Annotated in this window: 18 protein-coding genes and 2 pseudogenes; 6 read left to right on the forward strand and 14 right to left on the reverse strand. The window is 66.1% G+C overall.

Going from position 1 to position 16,949, the window contains the following annotated elements; all coding sequences use genetic code 11:
- The first annotated feature begins 338 nt into the window (after positions 1–338).
- The 4 genes from ACYU8W_RS12010 to ACYU8W_RS12025 all read left to right on the forward strand — a co-directional run bounded on the left by ACYU8W_RS12010 (position 339) and on the right by ACYU8W_RS12025 (position 3,752).
- Positions 339–1,256 carry a DUF3560 domain-containing protein gene (locus ACYU8W_RS12010; protein WP_499469350.1) on the forward strand — a complete coding sequence of 306 codons (918 nt, stop codon included), beginning with the start codon at positions 339–341 and terminating at the stop codon, positions 1,254–1,256.
- 604 nt (positions 1,257–1,860) lie between these two features.
- Positions 1,861–2,646, forward strand: coding sequence for a ParA family protein (locus tag ACYU8W_RS12015; protein WP_499469352.1), 786 nt, complete (start codon positions 1,861–1,863; stop codon positions 2,644–2,646).
- Entirely contained in the window at positions 2,643–3,167 is a 525-nt protein-coding gene (locus tag ACYU8W_RS12020; RefSeq protein ID WP_499469353.1) for a hypothetical protein, read from the forward strand. The genes ACYU8W_RS12015 and ACYU8W_RS12020 overlap by 4 nt, the downstream gene beginning before the upstream one ends.
- Positions 3,168–3,416: 249 nt before the next feature.
- Positions 3,417–3,752, forward strand: coding sequence for a hypothetical protein (locus tag ACYU8W_RS12025; RefSeq protein ID WP_499469355.1), 336 nt, complete (start codon positions 3,417–3,419; stop codon positions 3,750–3,752).
- Between the two features lie 77 nt (positions 3,753–3,829).
- On the opposite strand, the gene ACYU8W_RS12030 is transcribed toward ACYU8W_RS12025, so the two are convergent.
- The 3 genes from ACYU8W_RS12030 to ACYU8W_RS12040 form a co-directional block, all read right to left on the reverse strand.
- Entirely contained in the window at positions 3,830–4,912 is a 1,083-nt protein-coding gene (locus ACYU8W_RS12030; RefSeq protein ID WP_499469357.1) for a hypothetical protein, read from the reverse strand.
- 214 nt (positions 4,913–5,126) lie between these two features.
- Positions 5,127–5,567: a hypothetical protein gene (locus ACYU8W_RS12035; protein ID WP_499469359.1), complete on the reverse strand. Its 441-nt coding sequence runs from the start codon at positions 5,565–5,567 to the stop codon at positions 5,127–5,129.
- Positions 5,568–5,698: 131 nt separating this feature from the next.
- On the reverse strand, positions 5,699–6,346 hold the full coding sequence (locus ACYU8W_RS12040; protein WP_499469361.1) for a cation efflux transmembrane domain-containing protein: 648 nt from the start codon (positions 6,344–6,346) through the stop codon (positions 5,699–5,701).
- Between the two features lie 56 nt (positions 6,347–6,402).
- On the opposite strand from ACYU8W_RS12040, the pseudogene ACYU8W_RS12045 reads away from it, so the two are divergent.
- Positions 6,403–6,540 (forward strand): annotated as a pseudogene (locus ACYU8W_RS12045) (YnfA family protein); the annotation flags it as partial.
- Positions 6,541–6,590: 50 nt separating this feature from the next.
- On the opposite strand, the gene ACYU8W_RS12050 reads toward ACYU8W_RS12045, so the two are convergent.
- The 7 genes and pseudogenes from ACYU8W_RS12050 to ACYU8W_RS12080 all read right to left on the reverse strand — a co-directional run.
- Positions 6,591–7,223, reverse strand: coding sequence for a vitamin K epoxide reductase family protein (locus tag ACYU8W_RS12050; RefSeq protein WP_499469362.1), 633 nt, complete (start codon positions 7,221–7,223; stop codon positions 6,591–6,593).
- On the reverse strand, positions 7,216–7,884 hold the full coding sequence (locus ACYU8W_RS12055; RefSeq protein ID WP_499469364.1) for a DsbA family protein: 669 nt from the start codon (positions 7,882–7,884) through the stop codon (positions 7,216–7,218). Before ACYU8W_RS12055 ends, ACYU8W_RS12050 begins: the two co-directional genes overlap by 8 nt.
- 106 nt (positions 7,885–7,990) lie before the next feature.
- The gene (locus ACYU8W_RS12060; RefSeq protein ID WP_499469366.1) at positions 7,991–8,338 is read right to left on the reverse strand and encodes a DUF3703 domain-containing protein; all 348 of its coding nucleotides are present in this window, start codon (positions 8,336–8,338) and stop codon (positions 7,991–7,993) included.
- Positions 8,335–9,138: a cation diffusion facilitator family transporter gene (locus ACYU8W_RS12065; RefSeq protein WP_499469368.1), complete on the reverse strand. Its 804-nt coding sequence runs from the start codon at positions 9,136–9,138 to the stop codon at positions 8,335–8,337. Before ACYU8W_RS12065 ends, ACYU8W_RS12060 begins: the two co-directional genes overlap by 4 nt.
- Positions 9,135–10,034 (reverse strand): cation diffusion facilitator family transporter, encoded by a 900-nt coding sequence (locus ACYU8W_RS12070; protein ID WP_499469370.1) that lies wholly within the window; start codon positions 10,032–10,034, stop codon positions 9,135–9,137. The genes ACYU8W_RS12065 and ACYU8W_RS12070 overlap by 4 nt, the downstream gene beginning before the upstream one ends.
- Positions 10,031–10,456 carry an ArsR/SmtB family transcription factor gene (locus ACYU8W_RS12075; protein ID WP_499469372.1) on the reverse strand — a complete coding sequence of 142 codons (426 nt, stop codon included), beginning with the start codon at positions 10,454–10,456 and terminating at the stop codon, positions 10,031–10,033. Before ACYU8W_RS12075 ends, ACYU8W_RS12070 begins: the two co-directional genes overlap by 4 nt.
- A 22-nt stretch (positions 10,457–10,478) precedes the next feature.
- Positions 10,479–10,955 (reverse strand): annotated as a pseudogene (locus ACYU8W_RS12080) (ATP-binding protein); the annotation flags it as partial.
- Between the two features lie 142 nt (positions 10,956–11,097).
- On the opposite strand from ACYU8W_RS12080, the gene ACYU8W_RS12085 reads away from it, so the two are divergent.
- Positions 11,098–12,387: a pentapeptide repeat-containing protein gene (locus tag ACYU8W_RS12085; protein ID WP_499469374.1), complete on the forward strand. Its 1,290-nt coding sequence runs from the start codon at positions 11,098–11,100 to the stop codon at positions 12,385–12,387.
- A gap of 74 nt (positions 12,388–12,461) precedes the next feature.
- On the opposite strand, the gene ACYU8W_RS12090 is transcribed toward ACYU8W_RS12085, so the two are convergent.
- From ACYU8W_RS12090 to ACYU8W_RS12105, 4 genes are all read right to left on the reverse strand, one after another.
- On the reverse strand, positions 12,462–13,199 hold the full coding sequence (locus ACYU8W_RS12090) for a hypothetical protein (RefSeq protein WP_499469376.1): 738 nt from the start codon (positions 13,197–13,199) through the stop codon (positions 12,462–12,464).
- Positions 13,196–14,845: an HsdM family class I SAM-dependent methyltransferase gene (locus ACYU8W_RS12095; protein ID WP_499469378.1), complete on the reverse strand. Its 1,650-nt coding sequence runs from the start codon at positions 14,843–14,845 to the stop codon at positions 13,196–13,198. Before ACYU8W_RS12095 ends, ACYU8W_RS12090 begins: the two co-directional genes overlap by 4 nt.
- Before the next feature lie 128 nt (positions 14,846–14,973).
- Positions 14,974–15,585, reverse strand: coding sequence for a hypothetical protein (locus ACYU8W_RS12100; protein WP_499469380.1), 612 nt, complete (start codon positions 15,583–15,585; stop codon positions 14,974–14,976).
- A 262-nt stretch (positions 15,586–15,847) separates the two neighbouring features.
- Positions 15,848–16,915 (reverse strand): site-specific integrase, encoded by a 1,068-nt coding sequence (locus tag ACYU8W_RS12105; protein ID WP_499469382.1) that lies wholly within the window; start codon positions 16,913–16,915, stop codon positions 15,848–15,850.
- Between the last annotated feature and the right edge of the window lie 34 nt (positions 16,916–16,949).

The raw sequence follows: 16,949 nt of genomic DNA on the forward strand, positions 1-16,949 counted from the left end.
AGGTGCGATTGGTGGGCCAGGTGAAGGGCCGGCCTCGCGTCCCTCCGCTAGCGCTCCGGGCCGCGAGGCCGGCCGGGACTGGGTTTGTGCCGGGTGGAGTCTGTGTCGTCGGGTGCGGGTGGTTGGTGGGTTGGGTTCGGTTGCGCTTCGCGCAACCCAGGAGGCCGCTTCGCGGCCCCTTGCTTGGAGGAGGGGTGTGGCCGGGCGGGGTCGCGCTCGATAACTCGCCGTCCAGCATGTGAGAGAAAACAACGAACATTTACCATACATGCCATACATGCCATACACTGAATACATCAACACACGGGGTACCACCCACCACCGAAAGGACGTCAGCCATGACGGAACTCACCATCACCCACACATCGGCCGAAGGAACCCTGATCGAGGGAACGTCTCGCGGCGACGGTTCAGCGGAGATCCTGAAGGTCAACGGCTGGCGCTGGGGGAGGTCGATCGCTAGTTGGTACGTGCCCCACAGTCGGGACCGCGCCCCGAAACACGGGCTGATCGCTGCCACCGCCGCCGCGCTGGCAGCAGCCGGTTTCACGGTCGAGCAGGACATCGACGCAGCCCCACGAGACCAGGCCGCCGCCGAGGCAGCCCGCCAGGCGCGCAGCCAGGAGCGGGCAGAGGCATTGAATGCCAGGGCAGCGAAACACCAGGACGTAGCGCAGCAGGCGTACGACGGTGTCCGGCAGATCGCGGACCAGATCCCCTTCGGTCAACCGATCCTCGTCGGACACCACTCCGAAGCCCGCGCGCGGCGCGACCAGGGCCGCATGCACCGAGGCATGGACAAAGCGGTCCGAGAAAGCGAATACGCCGAAGAACTGAGCCGGCGAGCAGGCGAGGCCGCAGCCGCCACGGGTGCCCGCCACAACCCGGTCACCGTCGGAAACCGGATCGACCGCCTCGGGGCCGAGCTACGCCGGTTGGAACGGGCGATGAGCCGTCACCAGCGGCGCGGGGGAGAGGTAAGCACCGCCCGTGAAGAGCAGCTGAGCGAGCTCATCGCCCACACACGCACCGAGCTGGCGTACTGGCAGGAAGTGCGGCAGCAGCACATCGAGAGCGGGAAGGCCGGCGACTTCAGCGCAGCCACGGTGAAGCCGGGGGACAAGGTGAAGATCAACGGGTGGTGGTGGACCGTCGCACGGTCCAACCACAAGACGGTTGCCGTTCAGACCGAGTACAGCTGGACGAACCGCTACCCGTGGCACAAGGTCACCGACCACCGACCCGCCGCACAGTGAGCGCCCGGTGGGGCCGCGCGACCTGCTCCGCGGTCCCACCGGAACCACACCCGTAGCGATTTCGTGGGCCAGGTGAAGGGCCGGTGCGGCCGGGCTGGGTCGCGCTCGATAACTCACCGTCCAACATGTGAGAGAACGCGTCAACAACTACCATACAGACCATACATGCCACACACTGAATACAGTAACACACGGGGTACCACCCACCACCGAAAGGACGTCAGCCATGAACCGAACGAACACTCAACGATCCAAGGCCAACTCATCACTTCGAGCCGGCTTTACCGTGCGGATCATCACTATCCGCGGGGATCACCTTGCCGTCTGCGAATGGTGCGGGTGGGTCAGCCCTCGTCTGACCGGCCAAGCGCTGGCGTGCTGCGGACAATGCGGACTCGGGATCTCGGCACCGCAGAGCGCCGCGCAGAGGTGAACTCATGCGAGTGGCCCCGCAAGGGTTGCGGGGCCACTCAACCTTCGGGGTACCAAACCAAAAGGTGCCCCCAGTCTATGGGCTCGAAACCCAGAGACTTTGAGCGCACACCCCGAAGACATACATGGCATACATGACATACACTAAATACACCTAGCAGGAGGAGCCGAAATGACGATCTACACCGTTGCCGGCGGCAAGGGGGGCGTGGGCAAATCCAGCGTCGCGGGCGAGCTGTTGGCCGGCCTTGCCCGGGCAGGCAGGAAACCCATCGGACTGGACCTGGACCAGCAGGGAAACTTCACCAGCTGGGTGGGTGTCGTCGACGACACCCCGATCTACGGGCACACAGCCGAGCTCCTGGAAGCCGAAGCAACGCTGCAGGATGCAGCGACTGACTCACCGACCATCCCCGGAACCAGCATCGTGGTGGGCACGCACAAGCTCAGTGGACTCACCGTGCAGGACGTGCCCGATCTGGCAACCGGGCTGCGCGACTACCTGCACGGTCCCGGAGCGATTGACCCGTGGACCGACGTCGTGATCGACACCCCGCCCTCCCTCGAGGGAGTCACGATCACTGCCCTCGTCGCTGCGGACGTCGTGATCTCACCGGTCAGCATGGAACGCGAGGCCCTGGAGCAGGTCGACCGCCTCGAAGAAGTTCTACGCGCCAAGGTCGCCAAGAGAATGCGGCCCGGGGCCCGCATCGACTGGATCGTGCCCACACGGTTCCGCACCGGGGGAGTGATGGGTCGCGAGATCCTCGCCGAACTGCAGGGCAAGTACGGCGATCGACTCACCAACCCGATCCGTGAAGACACCAAGGTCCGCGAGGCGTACCGATCCCCGCGCCGTCCCGGGCGACCCGTGACCATCTACGCACCCACCGCCCGAGCCAGTGCCGACTACATCGACGCCATCGGAGCGATCATCCGCAAAGGAGCCACCTCATGAATCGTCGTGCACCGCGCACCTTCAGCGACGTCAAGCACAGCGGCCTCGAAGACGACACCGCGCTGGCACCGACACCGACTGCACCGCGCAAGCGCGCCACCGCGGCTGGTGGCGGTGCACCGGCCGCGGCCGCCGGCGGACTGACCTTCAGTACCCGGTGGAGCGACGAGACCATGACCCGTGCCAAGGCCGCGCACCTGGTCGACCGCGTCAACGACCCGAACGCCACACCGACCGCGTTCACCGGTTGGGTGACCGTCGCCGTCCAGATGTGGGCCCGATTGTCACCGAGCCGGCGCGCCCAGGAACGCGAAAAGATGACCCTGCCGCCGGCGACCACCTCTGGTTCACGGCCCCGAAAGTTCACAATCCCCGAAGGAGCGAAGATCGCGCTCGAGCAAGCGATGCGAGCCGATGAGATCTCCGGGCACCGGGAGGGGCGAGGGACTTTCGTCACGCAGGCGGTCCTGCACGCCATCAACACGGCCGCTAGCCGGAACGGCGGAAACCTCGACATCTAGGCCCATACATGACATACGTCTAACCCAGGGGTACCACCCACCACCGAAAAGGAACGAAACTGATGATCTGCGAGGGATGCACGGACACCCACGAGGCCGCCGACTGCATCGACACGAAAGCCGGCCGCACCTACCCGCTGAGACACTGCGTCTGTCAACACAAACGTCGGATTCCTGATGTGAGGTTTTCCCACAAAGACGAGCTGCCGGCCGAGGGATTCGCTCCGGAAACGGGGGAGGGTGACAGCAATGGATAAGCCTGGAGCAATCTATGCGGCACGTCCGCTCACCGACCCGGCCGCCGATCGGGTCGCGCTGGCCACGATCTTCTCTGCGCTACGAACTCCACAACGAGTGCGGACCTTCCAGATCATCGTCGAGCACGGCCCGATCGCGACCAGTGAGATCAAGGGTGCGTCGAAGACTCAACCCAACTCGTGGCTTGAAGACCTGCTGGCCGCCGGCCTCGTGACCCGCACCCGGGTACGCACGCACTGGGTCTGGAGCGCGCAACCTGATGCGTATCACCGCGTCGCTCAACTCCTGGGCTGTCAGTGCGACGTGGACGCTCGAAGTCCGATGTAGGACGCCCCCTGCACCCTGCATCGGTAAGCCGGCCGGAAACCGCGCCCGCAGCACCGAACTGGAACTCCGACCTTCCTCTACCGATCGCGACCTACATCGGGCTGCCGCTGCATCCACCGGGCCGCGGAGGTTCCGTGTGATGTATCGGTGCTGCGGCCACGACCAGGGGCAAACCGGCCGGAGGGGAAGCTGTGGTCGTGCATCTCGCGGGTTCGGACGATCAGGGCTGCGTGATTCGAGACCTGGACCGCTGAGTGAACGTTGTCGGTCAAGGACACAGCGAGCGGTGACTCGGATGGGAGTGCCACCCAACGCCCGCGGTGTGCGGCATTCATCAGTTCGGGGGAGCGGGGGGTCGGGGTCACTGAGGCCAGTAGGCGTGCGGATACCACTGCCTGCTCGGAGGCCACGATTGTCTGCACCTGCTGCTCATATGCGTCGTGCAGGACCTCAGCCTGATGGCCAATAAAGTAGGACAGGGCTTCGGCTGCCTGCCCGGGGTTGGTCTGCGCCGTAGACGAGAGAGTTTCGATCAGGTAGCTGTTCGCGGCCCGCAGGTCAGGAGCGAGCGGCCCAGGAACTCGCAGCGCGCGGCCCCAGCCGGTCACGGCGACGTCCCGCCAGGCGTTGGCTGCATCGTCTGCACCCGGCACCCCGACGTGGTGCGCTGCTGCGTACAGCTGCCACAACCCGCCAGCGACCACCGGAAGATCTGTCGATGGAGTGATCGAGGGCTGAGCGATCTGTAGGACGGCATGCCGCCAGCGTTCCAGGCCGGCCTCTAAGCCGACGTCCGTCGTCGCGATGATCGGAACCGATCCGGTCGGGCTCACGCGCCGGGTCGGGTCCTCGATCTCCAGGGCACCGTGAGCCGCAGCCGACAGTTCCAAGAAGAGGCCGGCGGTCCGGCCTGGGATGGGTGCTGCCGCGTCGTTGCGTTGAGCCTGCTCCAGGTAAGCGGTGGTGATCTGAGCGATCCCATCGACAGATGACAGGACCGAATCGATCGACCCGCCACGCTCATAGGAATAGCCGGCAGGTGGGGAGGTGAGTTGGAGCGCGTCGCCGGCTGCGCGGGTGAACTCGGCTGCTCGGATCAGACGCGGTTCGGGTTCGACCTCGATCGGCTCCCATGCTGCGATCTTTGCCAGCCGGTCCATCACCGGCCCAGCTCTGTCGAGGTGCCGTTCCTGACCGACTGGCTTGGTGAGCACGCCGAGCGCGTACTGCTGCGCTTGCGCCAGCTGTGGCCATGCCGCGACGACGGATACTGCCGCATCCCTGACGGCCGCGGGCCGTCCCGATAGAGGACCACGGGTAGGCAGCGACCGGGCCGCGAGTCGCAGCTCCTGGCGGGCCTGCGTCAGGAGCTCATCAGCTGTGGTTGCCACGATTCGCCGTTTCCGCGTCATTAAGAACAGCGATCGTGCCGGCGATCATGCCCCACACCCCATCAAGGCCAACCGGAACCTCCGCAGCCGGGATTTCTTCCAGCACCGTCAATGCCCGATCGAGCAAGTCACCAGGGGTGGACGATGCAGTGCCGTCCGGCGAGAGTTCTATCGCCGTCAGTCCTTCGATTCCCGCGCCCAGGTCCTGGTCTGGTTCGGCACCGTATTCTTCAAGCCGGTTGCGGATCTCGACGCACCGCAGCGCAGCGTTCGAGGCCGCGAAGCTCGACGACCGACGCCCCGTTTCGACCATCGCCTGCCCAACCAGCGCGTGCGCCAGCGTCAACCGGTCCTGCTGTGCCTGCCCCATGCGCTCCACCATAGGTGTGAAACCGGCATGCTCGACAGCCCAAACCTTCTCCATGAACGTCCCCATCCCACGCCCCTCCTCATTTGAGTGTGTCAAGTAGAACTGGCCCCACGATGACGGTCTGATCTGGCCCCACTTGTGGTGCGTGGATGCGCGGTCCGAGGCCGTGAGAAGTTGTTGGAGGTTCAGTCGTCGTCTTCCACGAGCTCGCCCTCCCATGCCTCGCGACCCTCGTGGATCGCGAAGGCTGCGATGACGAATCCGGCGAGGGGGTCGAGCCATGCGGCGCCGGTCAGCGCATAGAGACCCACCCCGAGGAGGGTTGAGATGCTGAGAAGGACGCAAATCCGGGTCTCGGCAGCGTCCGCAAGGATGAGCCGGTCCCCGCCAAGCTGCGCGGCGACCTTCGTCTTCTCGCGCGCCAGGACCGGCATGATGATGACGGACGCGATGAGCAGCCCGATGCCGATCCATGAGGTCTCTGGGGCCTCACCACCGAGCAGGCTTCGGACCCCCTCAAAGGTGACGTACGCGGCCAGCACGTAGAACGTGACCGCCACGGCTTTGAGGGTTCGGCGTTCCTTGGCCTCGTCGACGTCGCCGTGGCGCAAGCGCGACGCGAGGCGCAGACCGACGAGGACTGCGGCTGCGGACTCGATTCCACTGTCGAGGCCGAACCCGACGAGGGAGACCAATCCGGCCATGAGGCCGACGGTGACGGCAAGGATTCCTTCGATGACGTTGTAGGCGACCGTGAACTGCGCCAAGCGCAGCCCCCGACGGGTGAGCGCTTCGACACGGGCAGGGGTCAAGTCGATTGTGGAGCTAGTCACGCAAGGTCCTTGTGGGAAGGCAGGCCGTAGCTGGCGCAAAGAGGGATGGCGTCGCCGGTGGCGTGTTCGTCGCCGGATCCCTGGCGTGGGGCATGGTCGCGGACGGGTTCACACCCGACCGCTATGACATCACCGGCGCGATCATTTGCCTGGTGGGTGTCGCCGTCATCATGTACGCCCCCCGGTCCGCCTGACGCGACGCCGAAGCGGGCGGAACACGCCACTGGCTGGAAGGCGGCCGTGGTCAGGTAACCAGAGTCGACCAGTAGTCCCAGAACCGGACGGCGATGAGAGCGGCGATGGCCACCAGCCACACGGTGATCACGCTGGGACCGTAGGACGCGATCGCGCGCAGCCTCGATGGCAGCGGGATCTGTCCGGTTCTCACGTTCTGGGCGGTGGCGGTCACGAACGCGGTGATGGCCGCGACCCAGACGATCATGCAGTAGGGGCACAGCGCTCCGATTCTGTACAAACTCTGGAAGATCAGCCAGTGCACGAACACGACCCCGAACGTGGTGCCGGCCTGGATGCCCCACCAGAACCACCCCGGGAACGTCGCCCGGGTCAGCAGGACCACGCCAATGGTGAGCAAGGCTGTGAAGCCGGCAACGCCGAGAATGGGATTGGGGAACCCGAACGCAGCAGCCTGGTCGGTGTTCATGACTGACCCGCAGGACAGCACCGGGTTGATGCTGCACGAGGGGACGTAGGTCGGGTCCGTGAGCAGGGCGAACTTCTCGACGAGCAGCACGGCCGCTGCGATCACACCGGTCAGTCCGGCGAGTGTCAACGACAATGCGGTACCCCGACCCACAACTCCGGCAGGTTGGGCTAGTGGCGGAGTTGCCGGTCGGGTGGGTGCCGGTTCAGCCATTGACGGCGGCGTCGATCTGGTCGCGGAAGTCTTGGACCGAGGACGGCTGAAGCTTCTTGCCGTTGAGGAAGAAGGTGGGGGTCCCCTCCACACCCAGGTCCAGGCCGTCCTGCCGGTCCCGCTCCACCCGCTCCCTCGTGGCCTTGGCCGCGACGGCCTTGTCGTAGACCGCCATGTCCAGACCCAGCTCCTGGGCGAAGCCCCGGAACACGGACGCCTTGGAGTCCTGCTGCTCACCCCACGTGGCTTGGGTGTCGTACATGCGCTTGTACATGTCCTCGAACTTGCCCTGCTGGGCCGCGGCTTCGACGGCGAGAGCGGAGTTGATCGCGTTCGTGTGGCTGGGGATCGGGAAGTAGCGCACGACGAAGTCGACCTTGCCGGCGTACGCGGTGCGCAGCTCCTCCACGACCGGGTACGCCGCACGGCAGGACTCGCACTCGAAGTCCAGGAACTCGACTAGCACGACCTTGCCCGTTCCGGCGGCCCCGAGACGGTGGCTGTCGTCGCGGATGAGCTTGCCCGTCCCCGCCCCGGTACCGGCCGCGGCGTCGGCGGGGTCGGCCTTCTTGGGGGCCAACGCGAAGGCGCCGGCGATGAAGGCCACGAAGAGGGCGATGACGACGCCGGAGACGATGGCGTTGCGTTTCACGGGTTTCACAGGAGGTCAGCTCCAAGGCAGTGTAAGGGAAGGGGCGGGGGCTTGCTGTGGCGAACGGGCCGCAGCCCGGCCTGGTTCCGCGGCCGGTCGAGAGATGGGGGTCGCGTCAGCGGTGGGCGAGGAGTTCGGCGAGGTCTTGCGGGACAGGCATCCGCTTCGTCAGCGGGACGGTGGCACGGCCGGTGTTGCCTTCGGGGTAGCGGCCCAGCACGGATCCCGGTGCGGCGACGAGAAGCCGAAGGACCTGACCGGCGGCTTCGCGGCGGTCGTGCTCGCTCCACGCGACTCGCAGCATGACGGCGTGCGCGCGGGTGTGCGGCCAGGCCCACGGCTGGGAGAGGATATGTGCCCGTTCCAGTGCGGCCCACCGTTGCTCGCTGGTCGCCGACGTGTGCGCTGCCCGCAGTTCCGCGTCGAACGCCGCCCGGATCTGGGTGGGCATGCGGCGGCTCACGAGCGGTCCTCGCCCCGGGTGCGTGTCACCGGGATGGGTGTCACCGGGATGGGTGCAGCCTGATCTGCCAGTTCTTGGTCGACGTCGGTTGTTGTTGGGGTGCAGCAGTCGTCTGCCGCGCAATCCGTGGGAGAGGCCACTGTGGCTGTCCCGGCCGCGACGGCGGAGAGGGCGGCCGGGGTGCAGCAGTCGTCGCCTTGCCAGTTCTCCCAGCCCTCGCGGGCGGCGACGGCGGCAATGATGAGAGCGGCCACTGGGTCGGCCCAGAACCAGCCGAGAGTGGCGTTGAGAACCAGCCCGACGAGCAGCACCGCGGACAGGTAGGTGCACAGCAGGGTTTGGGTGCCGTCCCCTTCGACGGCGCCGGAGCCGAGCTCTTTGCCGGTGCGGCGCTGCCACAGGCTCAGGAACGGCATCACCGCCAGCGAGGCGAGGGCCAGGCCGATGCCGATGGGGCTGCTGTCCGGTTGGGCTCCGCTGATCAGGGCGTGCCCGGCCTCAACGGTGAGGTAGGCGGCGAGGGCGAAGAACGAGATGGCGATGAGGCGTTGCGAGGTGCGTTCCCGACTTTCGGGCATCCGGTGGCGGAACTGCCACAGGATCACCAAACCGGAGGACACCTCTACGAGGGAGTCCAGGCCGAACCCGACGAGCGCGGAGGAGCCGGCAATGCTCCCGGCGGTGATGGCGATGACGGCCTCAACCGTGTTGTAAGCGACGGACGCGGCGGCCAGCAGCTGGGCTCGGCGCATCAGGGTCGCTCGTCGGGCTGGGGTGGCGAGGGTCGTCCAGGCGGTCACCAGGTGACCTCCTTGCATCCGGTGTGGGTGTTGGGTTCGACCTGGAGGGTGGCGTGCTCGACGCCGAAGTCGGTGCGCATCACGGTGCGGGCACTGTCCAGGACGGCGTGCGCGTCGGCGCCCTCATCGGTCATCAGGTGCGCGGTGGCGACGTTCATCCCGGAGGTCAGGGTCCACACGTGCAGGTCGTGCACGTTGCTGACACCCGGGACGCCCGACAGTGCTTGCTCGACGTCGTCCGGTGCCATGTCCGCCGGCGCGTGCTGGCCCAGGACGGTGAGGACCTCGCGGCCCAGGATGACGGCACGGACGGCAACGAAGATGGCGATGGCCAACGCGATCCCGGTGTCCCACCACGCATTGCCGGTCGCGCTCACCATGACTCCGGCGACGATGACACCGACGGATCCGACGGTGTCCGCGACGACCTCGAGGTAGGCGCCCTTGACGTTGAGGCTGTCGCTTGCTCCTCCGCGCAGCAGCAACAGGGCGATGACGTTGATCAGCAGTCCGATGCCGCCGACGATCAGCATCGGCCCGGAGGCGATCTCAGCCGTGTCGCCGATGCGGCCGATGGCCTCCACCGCGATGTAGACCGAGACCCCGAGCATCAGCAACACCGCGAGGCCGGAGGCGAAGACCTCGGCGCGGTAGGACCCGAACGTGCGACGACCGGTGCTGTCCGGGCGCGTCGCGATCCGAGTGGCGACCAACGCCGCACCCAGAGCGACCACATCGGCGGCCATGTGCCCGGCATCGGAGAGCAACGCCAGCGACCCGGACAACAGACCCGCGACGAGCTCGACGACGAAGTAGCCGGCGACGAGGATGAACGCCAACCGCAGCCGCCACCGGTGCGCACCGCCCGCGCTTCCGTGACTGTGCCCGCCACTCATCGGATCACCTCGGTTGCCGTTGCAACTCCGTCGGTAACACCAGTTGCGTCGTGGGCGATGTGCTCCCGGGTCAGGTCGAGCAGCATCCGCACATGAGCGTCCGCGAGCCGATAGAAGACCAGCCGCCCCTGCCTGCGACCAGTGACCACACCTGAGGCGCGCAGCATCCGCAGCGACTGCGACACGGTCGCCTCCTGCGTGCCGGTCGCCGCCGCCAGATCACACACGCACAGCTCACCGGCCTCGAGAAGCGCGAACAACAGCCGCGACCGCGTCAGGTCGCCGAGAAGCTTGAACATGCTCGCCGCTCGCGCCAGATCGTCCGCCGGCAGCGCTGCGTCCAGCACTAGCTGGACCTTCTCTGGATGGAGGCACTGAATTGAGCATCCATCCAAGCCAACAAACTTCTCATCTGAGTGCATGATCAGATGATAGCGGAGGTGGTCAACCAGTCGCGTGGGCGCGGCTGTGGGCGAGGCGGTAGGAGTGGGTGCCGGTTTCGATGATGGTGCCGTTGTAGGTGAGGCGGTCCACGATCGCGGCGCACAGGCGGGGGTCGGTGAAGGTGTCGGTCCACCCGGAGAACGACTGGTTGGACGCGATCGCGATCGACTTCTTCTCCTCACGTTCGGTCAGGACCTGGAAGAGGAGCTCGGCACCGCGGCGGTCGAGTTCCATGTAGCCCAGCTCGTCGATCATCAGCAGGTCAACGCGGCCGTAGCGGGCGATGGTCTTGGCGAGCTGCTTGTCGTCGGCGGCCTCCACCAACTCGTTCACGAGCTTGGTGGCCAACGTGTACCGCACCCGGTAGCCCTGCTCGGCGGCCGCGGTCCCCAGGGCGATGAGCAGGTGGGACTTGCCGGTGCCGGAGTCCCCGATCAGGCACAACGGGTCACCACGGCGGATCCAGTCGCCCTTGGCTCTACAACTGACTGGTTGTCACTGCGTATGGGGTACACCGCGAGTCGCTTGTGGTCCCTGTTCTCCGCGCCTCCCGAGACCCGCATCACCAAGATCGGCAACGGCGGTTCACAGTCGCGACTCACCCGGCAGACTGACCGTCATGTCTGATGCCACTGAGCCAAGCGGCGCGAAGGTTCGGCTGTGGGATCGTCTCTGGGTTCAAATCGCGGGGGCGATCTTCCTGGTCCTGGCGGTGTTCGCCCTGGCTTTCTACGGCTTCGCGGTGATCGACACGGCCCGGCGGTGGCCTTGGTCAGCGAAGACCCATCCAGGACTGTACGAACTCAGCCGGACCGCCGTTCCCGTCGCCGCGCTCGTCGGTGGAGCCGCCGCGATCGTGGTCGGCATCCGACGCCAACGCTCCACCGAGAAGACTGTCGAGCTCACCGCACGAACCGCGCAGATCGCGGCCGACGCCTACGCACTGGACCAAAAGCGAGCCGGGCGAGAAGAGATCGACCGGCTGCGCGACCGTTACACCGCGATCGCCGCCCAGCTCGGTGATGACGCGGCGCCCGTTCGTCTCGCCGGCGTTTACGCCATGGCCGCCCTGGCCGACGACTGGATCACTCTGGACAACCACCGGGAGGCGCAGGTCTGTATTGACGTGCTCTGCGCTTACATCCGCACTCCGCGGCACACCTCCGAGAGCGAGGATGCTGTTGCCGACACCCGAGTGCGCGAAACAATCACCCGAGTCATCACCCAACACCTGCAAGAGGGTGCCATCACCTCATGGTCGGACAAAGCCTTCGACTTCACCGAGGCGCACTTCACAGGATCTCACTCGTTCTCCGGCGCGAGGTTCAACGAGGGCTGCCGGGTCAACTTCTCCGGCGCGGAGTTCAACGAGGGTTGCCAGGTCGACTTCCTCGGCGCGGAGTTCAACGAGGGTTGCCAGGTCGACTTCCTCGGCGCGGAGTTCAACGAGGGTTGCCAGGTCCGCTTCCCCAGCGCGAAGTTCAACGAAAGCTGCCAGGTCCGCTTCTCCGGCGCGGAGTTCAACGAGGGCTGCCAGGTCCGCTTCTCCGGCGCGGAGTTCAACGAGGGTTGCCAGGTCGACTTCTCCGGCGCGAAGTTCAACGAGGGTTGCCAGGTCGACTTCTCCGGCGCGGAGTTCAACGAGGGTTGCCAGGTCGACTTCTTCTTCGTGAGATTCAACGAGGGTTGCCAGGTCGACTTCTTCTACGTGAGATTCAACGAGGGCTGCCAGGTCCGCTTCTCCGCCGCGAAGTTCAACAAGGGTTGCCAGGTCAACTTCTTCCGCGCGGAGTTCAACGAGGGTTGCCAGGTCGACTTCTCCGACGCGCAGTTCAACGAGGGATGGCCTATTGGGCCATGGGGCGACGGGTCACCTCCCCCAAGAGTCTGGCCTCCCTCCTCGGACTAGCGCGGATGGGGTACACCCCAGCCGGATCCTGGTGGGACGCGGGCTGAAGGATGCGATGCTCCGGCCCGTGGGGATTATCCCAGTTTCTGTACGCCGCCGTTGCCGTCGGTTTCGTAGGTGTCGAAGTTGCGTTCGACGATGAGGTCGACCATGGCGGTGAGTGCGTCGTCGAGGGTGACTTCGTTGTTGGAGTCGGTCATGTGAAAGCAGCGCCAAGTGGGTTTGAACGGGTTGGCGCTGACGAGGACGAGGTAGAGGCGTTCGTACTGTTCGTCGCGGCCTGCTGGGTCGGTTCGGCCGGTGAACAGCCGGAACCGGGGGAAGGCGTTCAGGAAGGTCGACTGTCGGCGGGTCGTGCCGTCGTTCGCGGCGTCGGCGTCAATGAAGAAGAACCCGCCGAGCACGGCGTAGGGGAAGCGGCGATGCAGCGTGACTGCTTCGTTGAGCAGGTCCGCTCGGCGGTTGGTGAGGTTCTTCTGGAAGGACCTGGATTTGTTGTCGCGGAAGTTGATCGTCTTGACCGTGATCGCGGCGATCAACCCGGATTCTTCGGTGGCCCACGACACGTCGACCTTTTTGGCGCCAAGTCCGCCAGCTAGGCGACGTTCAGCTCCGCTGGCTCCGGATACTCCTGGCGGCGACGGGCGAGCCTCCACCATCCCCCGAGCCCGCAGCTCGGCGGCGAACGCCTGCGCCACGGCGGCCGACATCAGCTCGGAGTACCGTTTCTTCTCCGCCTGGCCGGCGTCATCAGCAGGCTTAGGGGGAAGACCCTTCAACGCTGCAGCGAGAGTGTCGTCAACGCGTGTCATCCCTTCGACCTCGCCTTGCGCCGGTCGCTGAGCGTGGCATGGGCCGCTCGGATCCGTGCCAGGTCGGCTCGTTTCAGCCCCAGGTGCTGAACGAGCAGGATGTCGTCGACGCGCTTGGCAACGGCCAATAGATCGCCACCCCGTAGCGCCTGACCCAATGTCGGTTTGACCGCGCGGAGCTCATCGGCTGCGGCGCGCAGCAACTCAGGTGCTGGCACCGGCAGCAAGTCGGCCTCGCGAGGCTCGATCTTAAGCATGCCGCCACCGTAGGCGCGGCCGACCGTCTCGGCGGCAAGCATGGTGACGGAGTTGATGGCCGCCAAGGGCAGCAGCTCTCGCGCCAGTTCTTTCTGGCCCTTGCGGACGTAGATCCCGTGGATGGAGTTCAGGTGCAGGACACGCGCGCTATTGCTGACCAAGCGTGGAGTGTCAGCGTTCATGTACGTCAAGAAGAGGTCCGGGGGCGCGAGGACCGGAACACGCCACCACGGCTTGCGGACCCGGCACTTGTACCGCTGGTCGACACCGTCCTCCTCGCCGGCGCTGATGCGTCGCGACGCTGCGGGCGACGGATCCGTTGGCGGTCGGAACAGCCACGTTCCCTGACCGGCAGCATCGAGTTCATTCAAGGCGGCCGCAGTGAGTTCGAGCCCCCGCAGGTGCCGCGACCCTGTGGGAGAGATGCGGACCAAGTCACCACGACCCAAGGCCAGCTCGGCCGCTTGAACGGCGGTCATGGTGAACCACTTGTTGTGCCCGGTGACCGCACCCAGCGAAGTCTCACCCCAGTCAGACAACTGGGACCAGTGCGCATCCGACACCACACGCCGGTAGGTGCTGAGCGCGTCCGCGGCAATCAGGGAAGGCGTCCACTTCTCGTCCAAAGACGCCGGGGCCCACGTGCTCTGAACGCCACCGCCGGCGAGGGCGGCTGCGTCACGCACCTGAGTGACCGTGAAGTGATCCGTTGGGCCCAGGCCGAAACCGTCCGCCAGGAGCAGCACGGCCTCCACCTCCACCCCGGGGAACACCCGCTCCTCGAACATCACCAACGTGACGGAAGAAAACTTCTCCAGCAGGTACCGCCGTACAGCAGCGGCGTAGTTCGTCGACAGCAACTCGGCCGGCACAACCAGGCCCAGCCGACCGCCCGGTGCCAGGAACTCTGCGGAGTGCACCGTGAACGCCGCCCAGGACGACGCCAAAGCAGTCAGCCGAACACCAGCAGACAGTGCCGCTCGACGCGACTTGACCCGGTCTTCACCGCTATGGCCTTGATAGCGGACGTAGGGCGGGTTACCCACAACCGCAGACACGTCCCGAGTGGGCGTCAAGTCGAAGAAGTCACCAACGTGAATATCCGCTGCGAACCCAGCCTCTTCCAGCCGGTGCGCCGCGGCCCATGCCGACGCGGGATGAAGTTCGGCACCACGCAACTGTGCCCCCGAACCTCCAAGGGCCGACAAGCGCCGGCCCGCCGACAGCAAGAACTCGGCATCACCACACGACGGCTCGAGCACGACATCATCGACGGAACGGATCGCCCACTGCGAGACCCAGTCACACAGAACGCGAGGCGTGAAGAACGCCCCACGAGCCTTCCTAGCCGCTCCCGTATCGGCTTCCTGGGTCAGCGGCGTGGTCACCCCGACAGTCTCCCACCGCTCCCGCCGCGTCGGAGGCTGGACCCGCCGAACAACTCGACCATTTGGCGAACACTTGTTCGCGTGGCCCGACAGGTCGTCATGTCGTTGAACGGGTGCGCCGCTGACGGTTACGAGGTCAACAAAATTAGGAGTCCCACCACTGAGAGAACGGATCCGAGAAAGTGGGCCCCAGCAGCCCATCTCCACGCTGAGCGAAGCCGATCTGCGACCCCTTCCTGAGCCACGATCGCGTTGAGGATGCTTTCACAACGGTATCGGCGAAGCTCGACAGAAGGTGTCGTCCAGTGGTCGGGGAACCACTTCTTCAGCTGCTCGCTGGACATGCCAGCCACGCCCGACTTGTCGATGGCACGTAGAGAGATTGCGAAGCTGGTGATCAGCGAGATCAGGGCGGCCACGAGAAGGATCCAAGGACAAGGTGCGGTTGACGGGGTGGGGGCCGTCGGCGCGGCGTATCTACCGATTGCGGCCGCTGCGCCCAGCACTGTGATCGTGAAAGGAACGGCTGTTTGAAAGGTCGCCAGTCGCCCAAGGTGCCGATCAAGACGTTCGACCTCGAGAGTCAGTTGGGCAGTCAGGAGCTCGATCAGTTCGCTACCGACGCCCTGTTCCACGTTGCCCTCGGAGGCTCCCTGCGGCGCGGCCGCGGGTTGGCTGGGGGGCGTCACCGCTTTGGCGGGGGCTGGGTAGGTCGCGGTGGCTTCTGCTTGCTCGCCCACTTCTTCAATACCGACTCGGTCGGTGGAGGGGGAGGTTTAGAGGCAGGCCCCGGGTTGTCGCTACTGGCCATCCACGACCACCATATTGTCGTCATCTTCTGCACTGTGCTTGATCACAACGCCGGTGGGCGGACCCTCAGGTTCCACGATCTGCGAGGCTCCCTGGTCGTCGGGTTCTGGTGGCACCGTAGACATGCCTTGATGGTATGTGAATTCGTGCTGTTCGGCCGCGAGCTGCGCGCTCGTGGCGCGTGTAGCTCGATCACAGGCCGAGGCTGGTGGCGGCGTTGTCGGTCCAAGCGTTGTGGATGCGGACGTAGCCGCCGAGGGTGGCGAGGGAGCGGTGCCGGGACTGGTGGGCGATCGCGCGGTCGGTGGCTCCTCGAAGGTGGGCGTAGGTAATGAACCCTGCGCGGAGGGAGTGCGCGGAGTAGGGGAGTGGGTCGATTCCGGCGCGGGCGATCGCGTGCTGCACCAGCGCATTGATCGAACCGGGGTTAAGGGCTCGGCCGGTGGGCTTGTTGCCTTTAGTCACACCTTGGAACACCGGCCCGGCGTTGATGTCGGACAGATCCAACCAGGCGCGCAGTGCGGTGACGGGGCAGCGGTCGGGGTTGCCGGAGCGGGGGAGGACCACGAGTTCGGCTTCGGTGCCGTGCTGGTTGGTCTTGGACCGGGACAGGGACAGGACAAGACCGTTGGGGTGCTCGTCGACGTGCTCGACCTGGATGCTCGCGAGTTCGCTACGGCGCAGGGCGCCGACGAACCCCACCAACAACAGCGCCTTGTCGCGGTGCCCGGCCAGGTCCGGTTCGGGAGCCCGGTTCTTGGTCTTCCAGGTCTTGGTGGTGGGGCAGGCGGCGAAGACGTCGAACAACTCGGGCGGCATGAGAGGGGCGGCTTGGTCGGGTGGTGCGCCGTGGGTGCGGCGGATCCCTTCCCAGACCGCGACCACCCGGGCGTTCGCCGTGGGGTCGGGCAGGTCCTGCAACTGGTGGACGAACTTCAGTGCGGACAGGCGTCGGCTCATCGTGCCGACCTTCGCGCCGGCCTTGGCCAGGTCGGACAGGTATCCGGTGATCGTCGACGCGGCCGCGGGCAGCGGGTCTCGCCCGTGCTGGGTGCACCAGGTGGTGAATTCGGTCCAGTCCGAGCGGTACCCGCGCAGCGTGTTCGCCGCCCGGGCGGCCTCGACGTACTCGGCCTCGGCCTCGGTGAGCGGCACCTCATCGAGTAACTGCACCGCATCGGTCGCCGCTGAGGATGCTCGCACCACCCCCGTCGAACTCTCGCCGGTGCCCGGGTGGGACGAGTGGGACGGCGTGGACATGTCGGTCACCGTACACCTATTACATGCGATTCCA

The sequence above is a fragment of the Yimella radicis genome, from assembly GCF_054778255.1.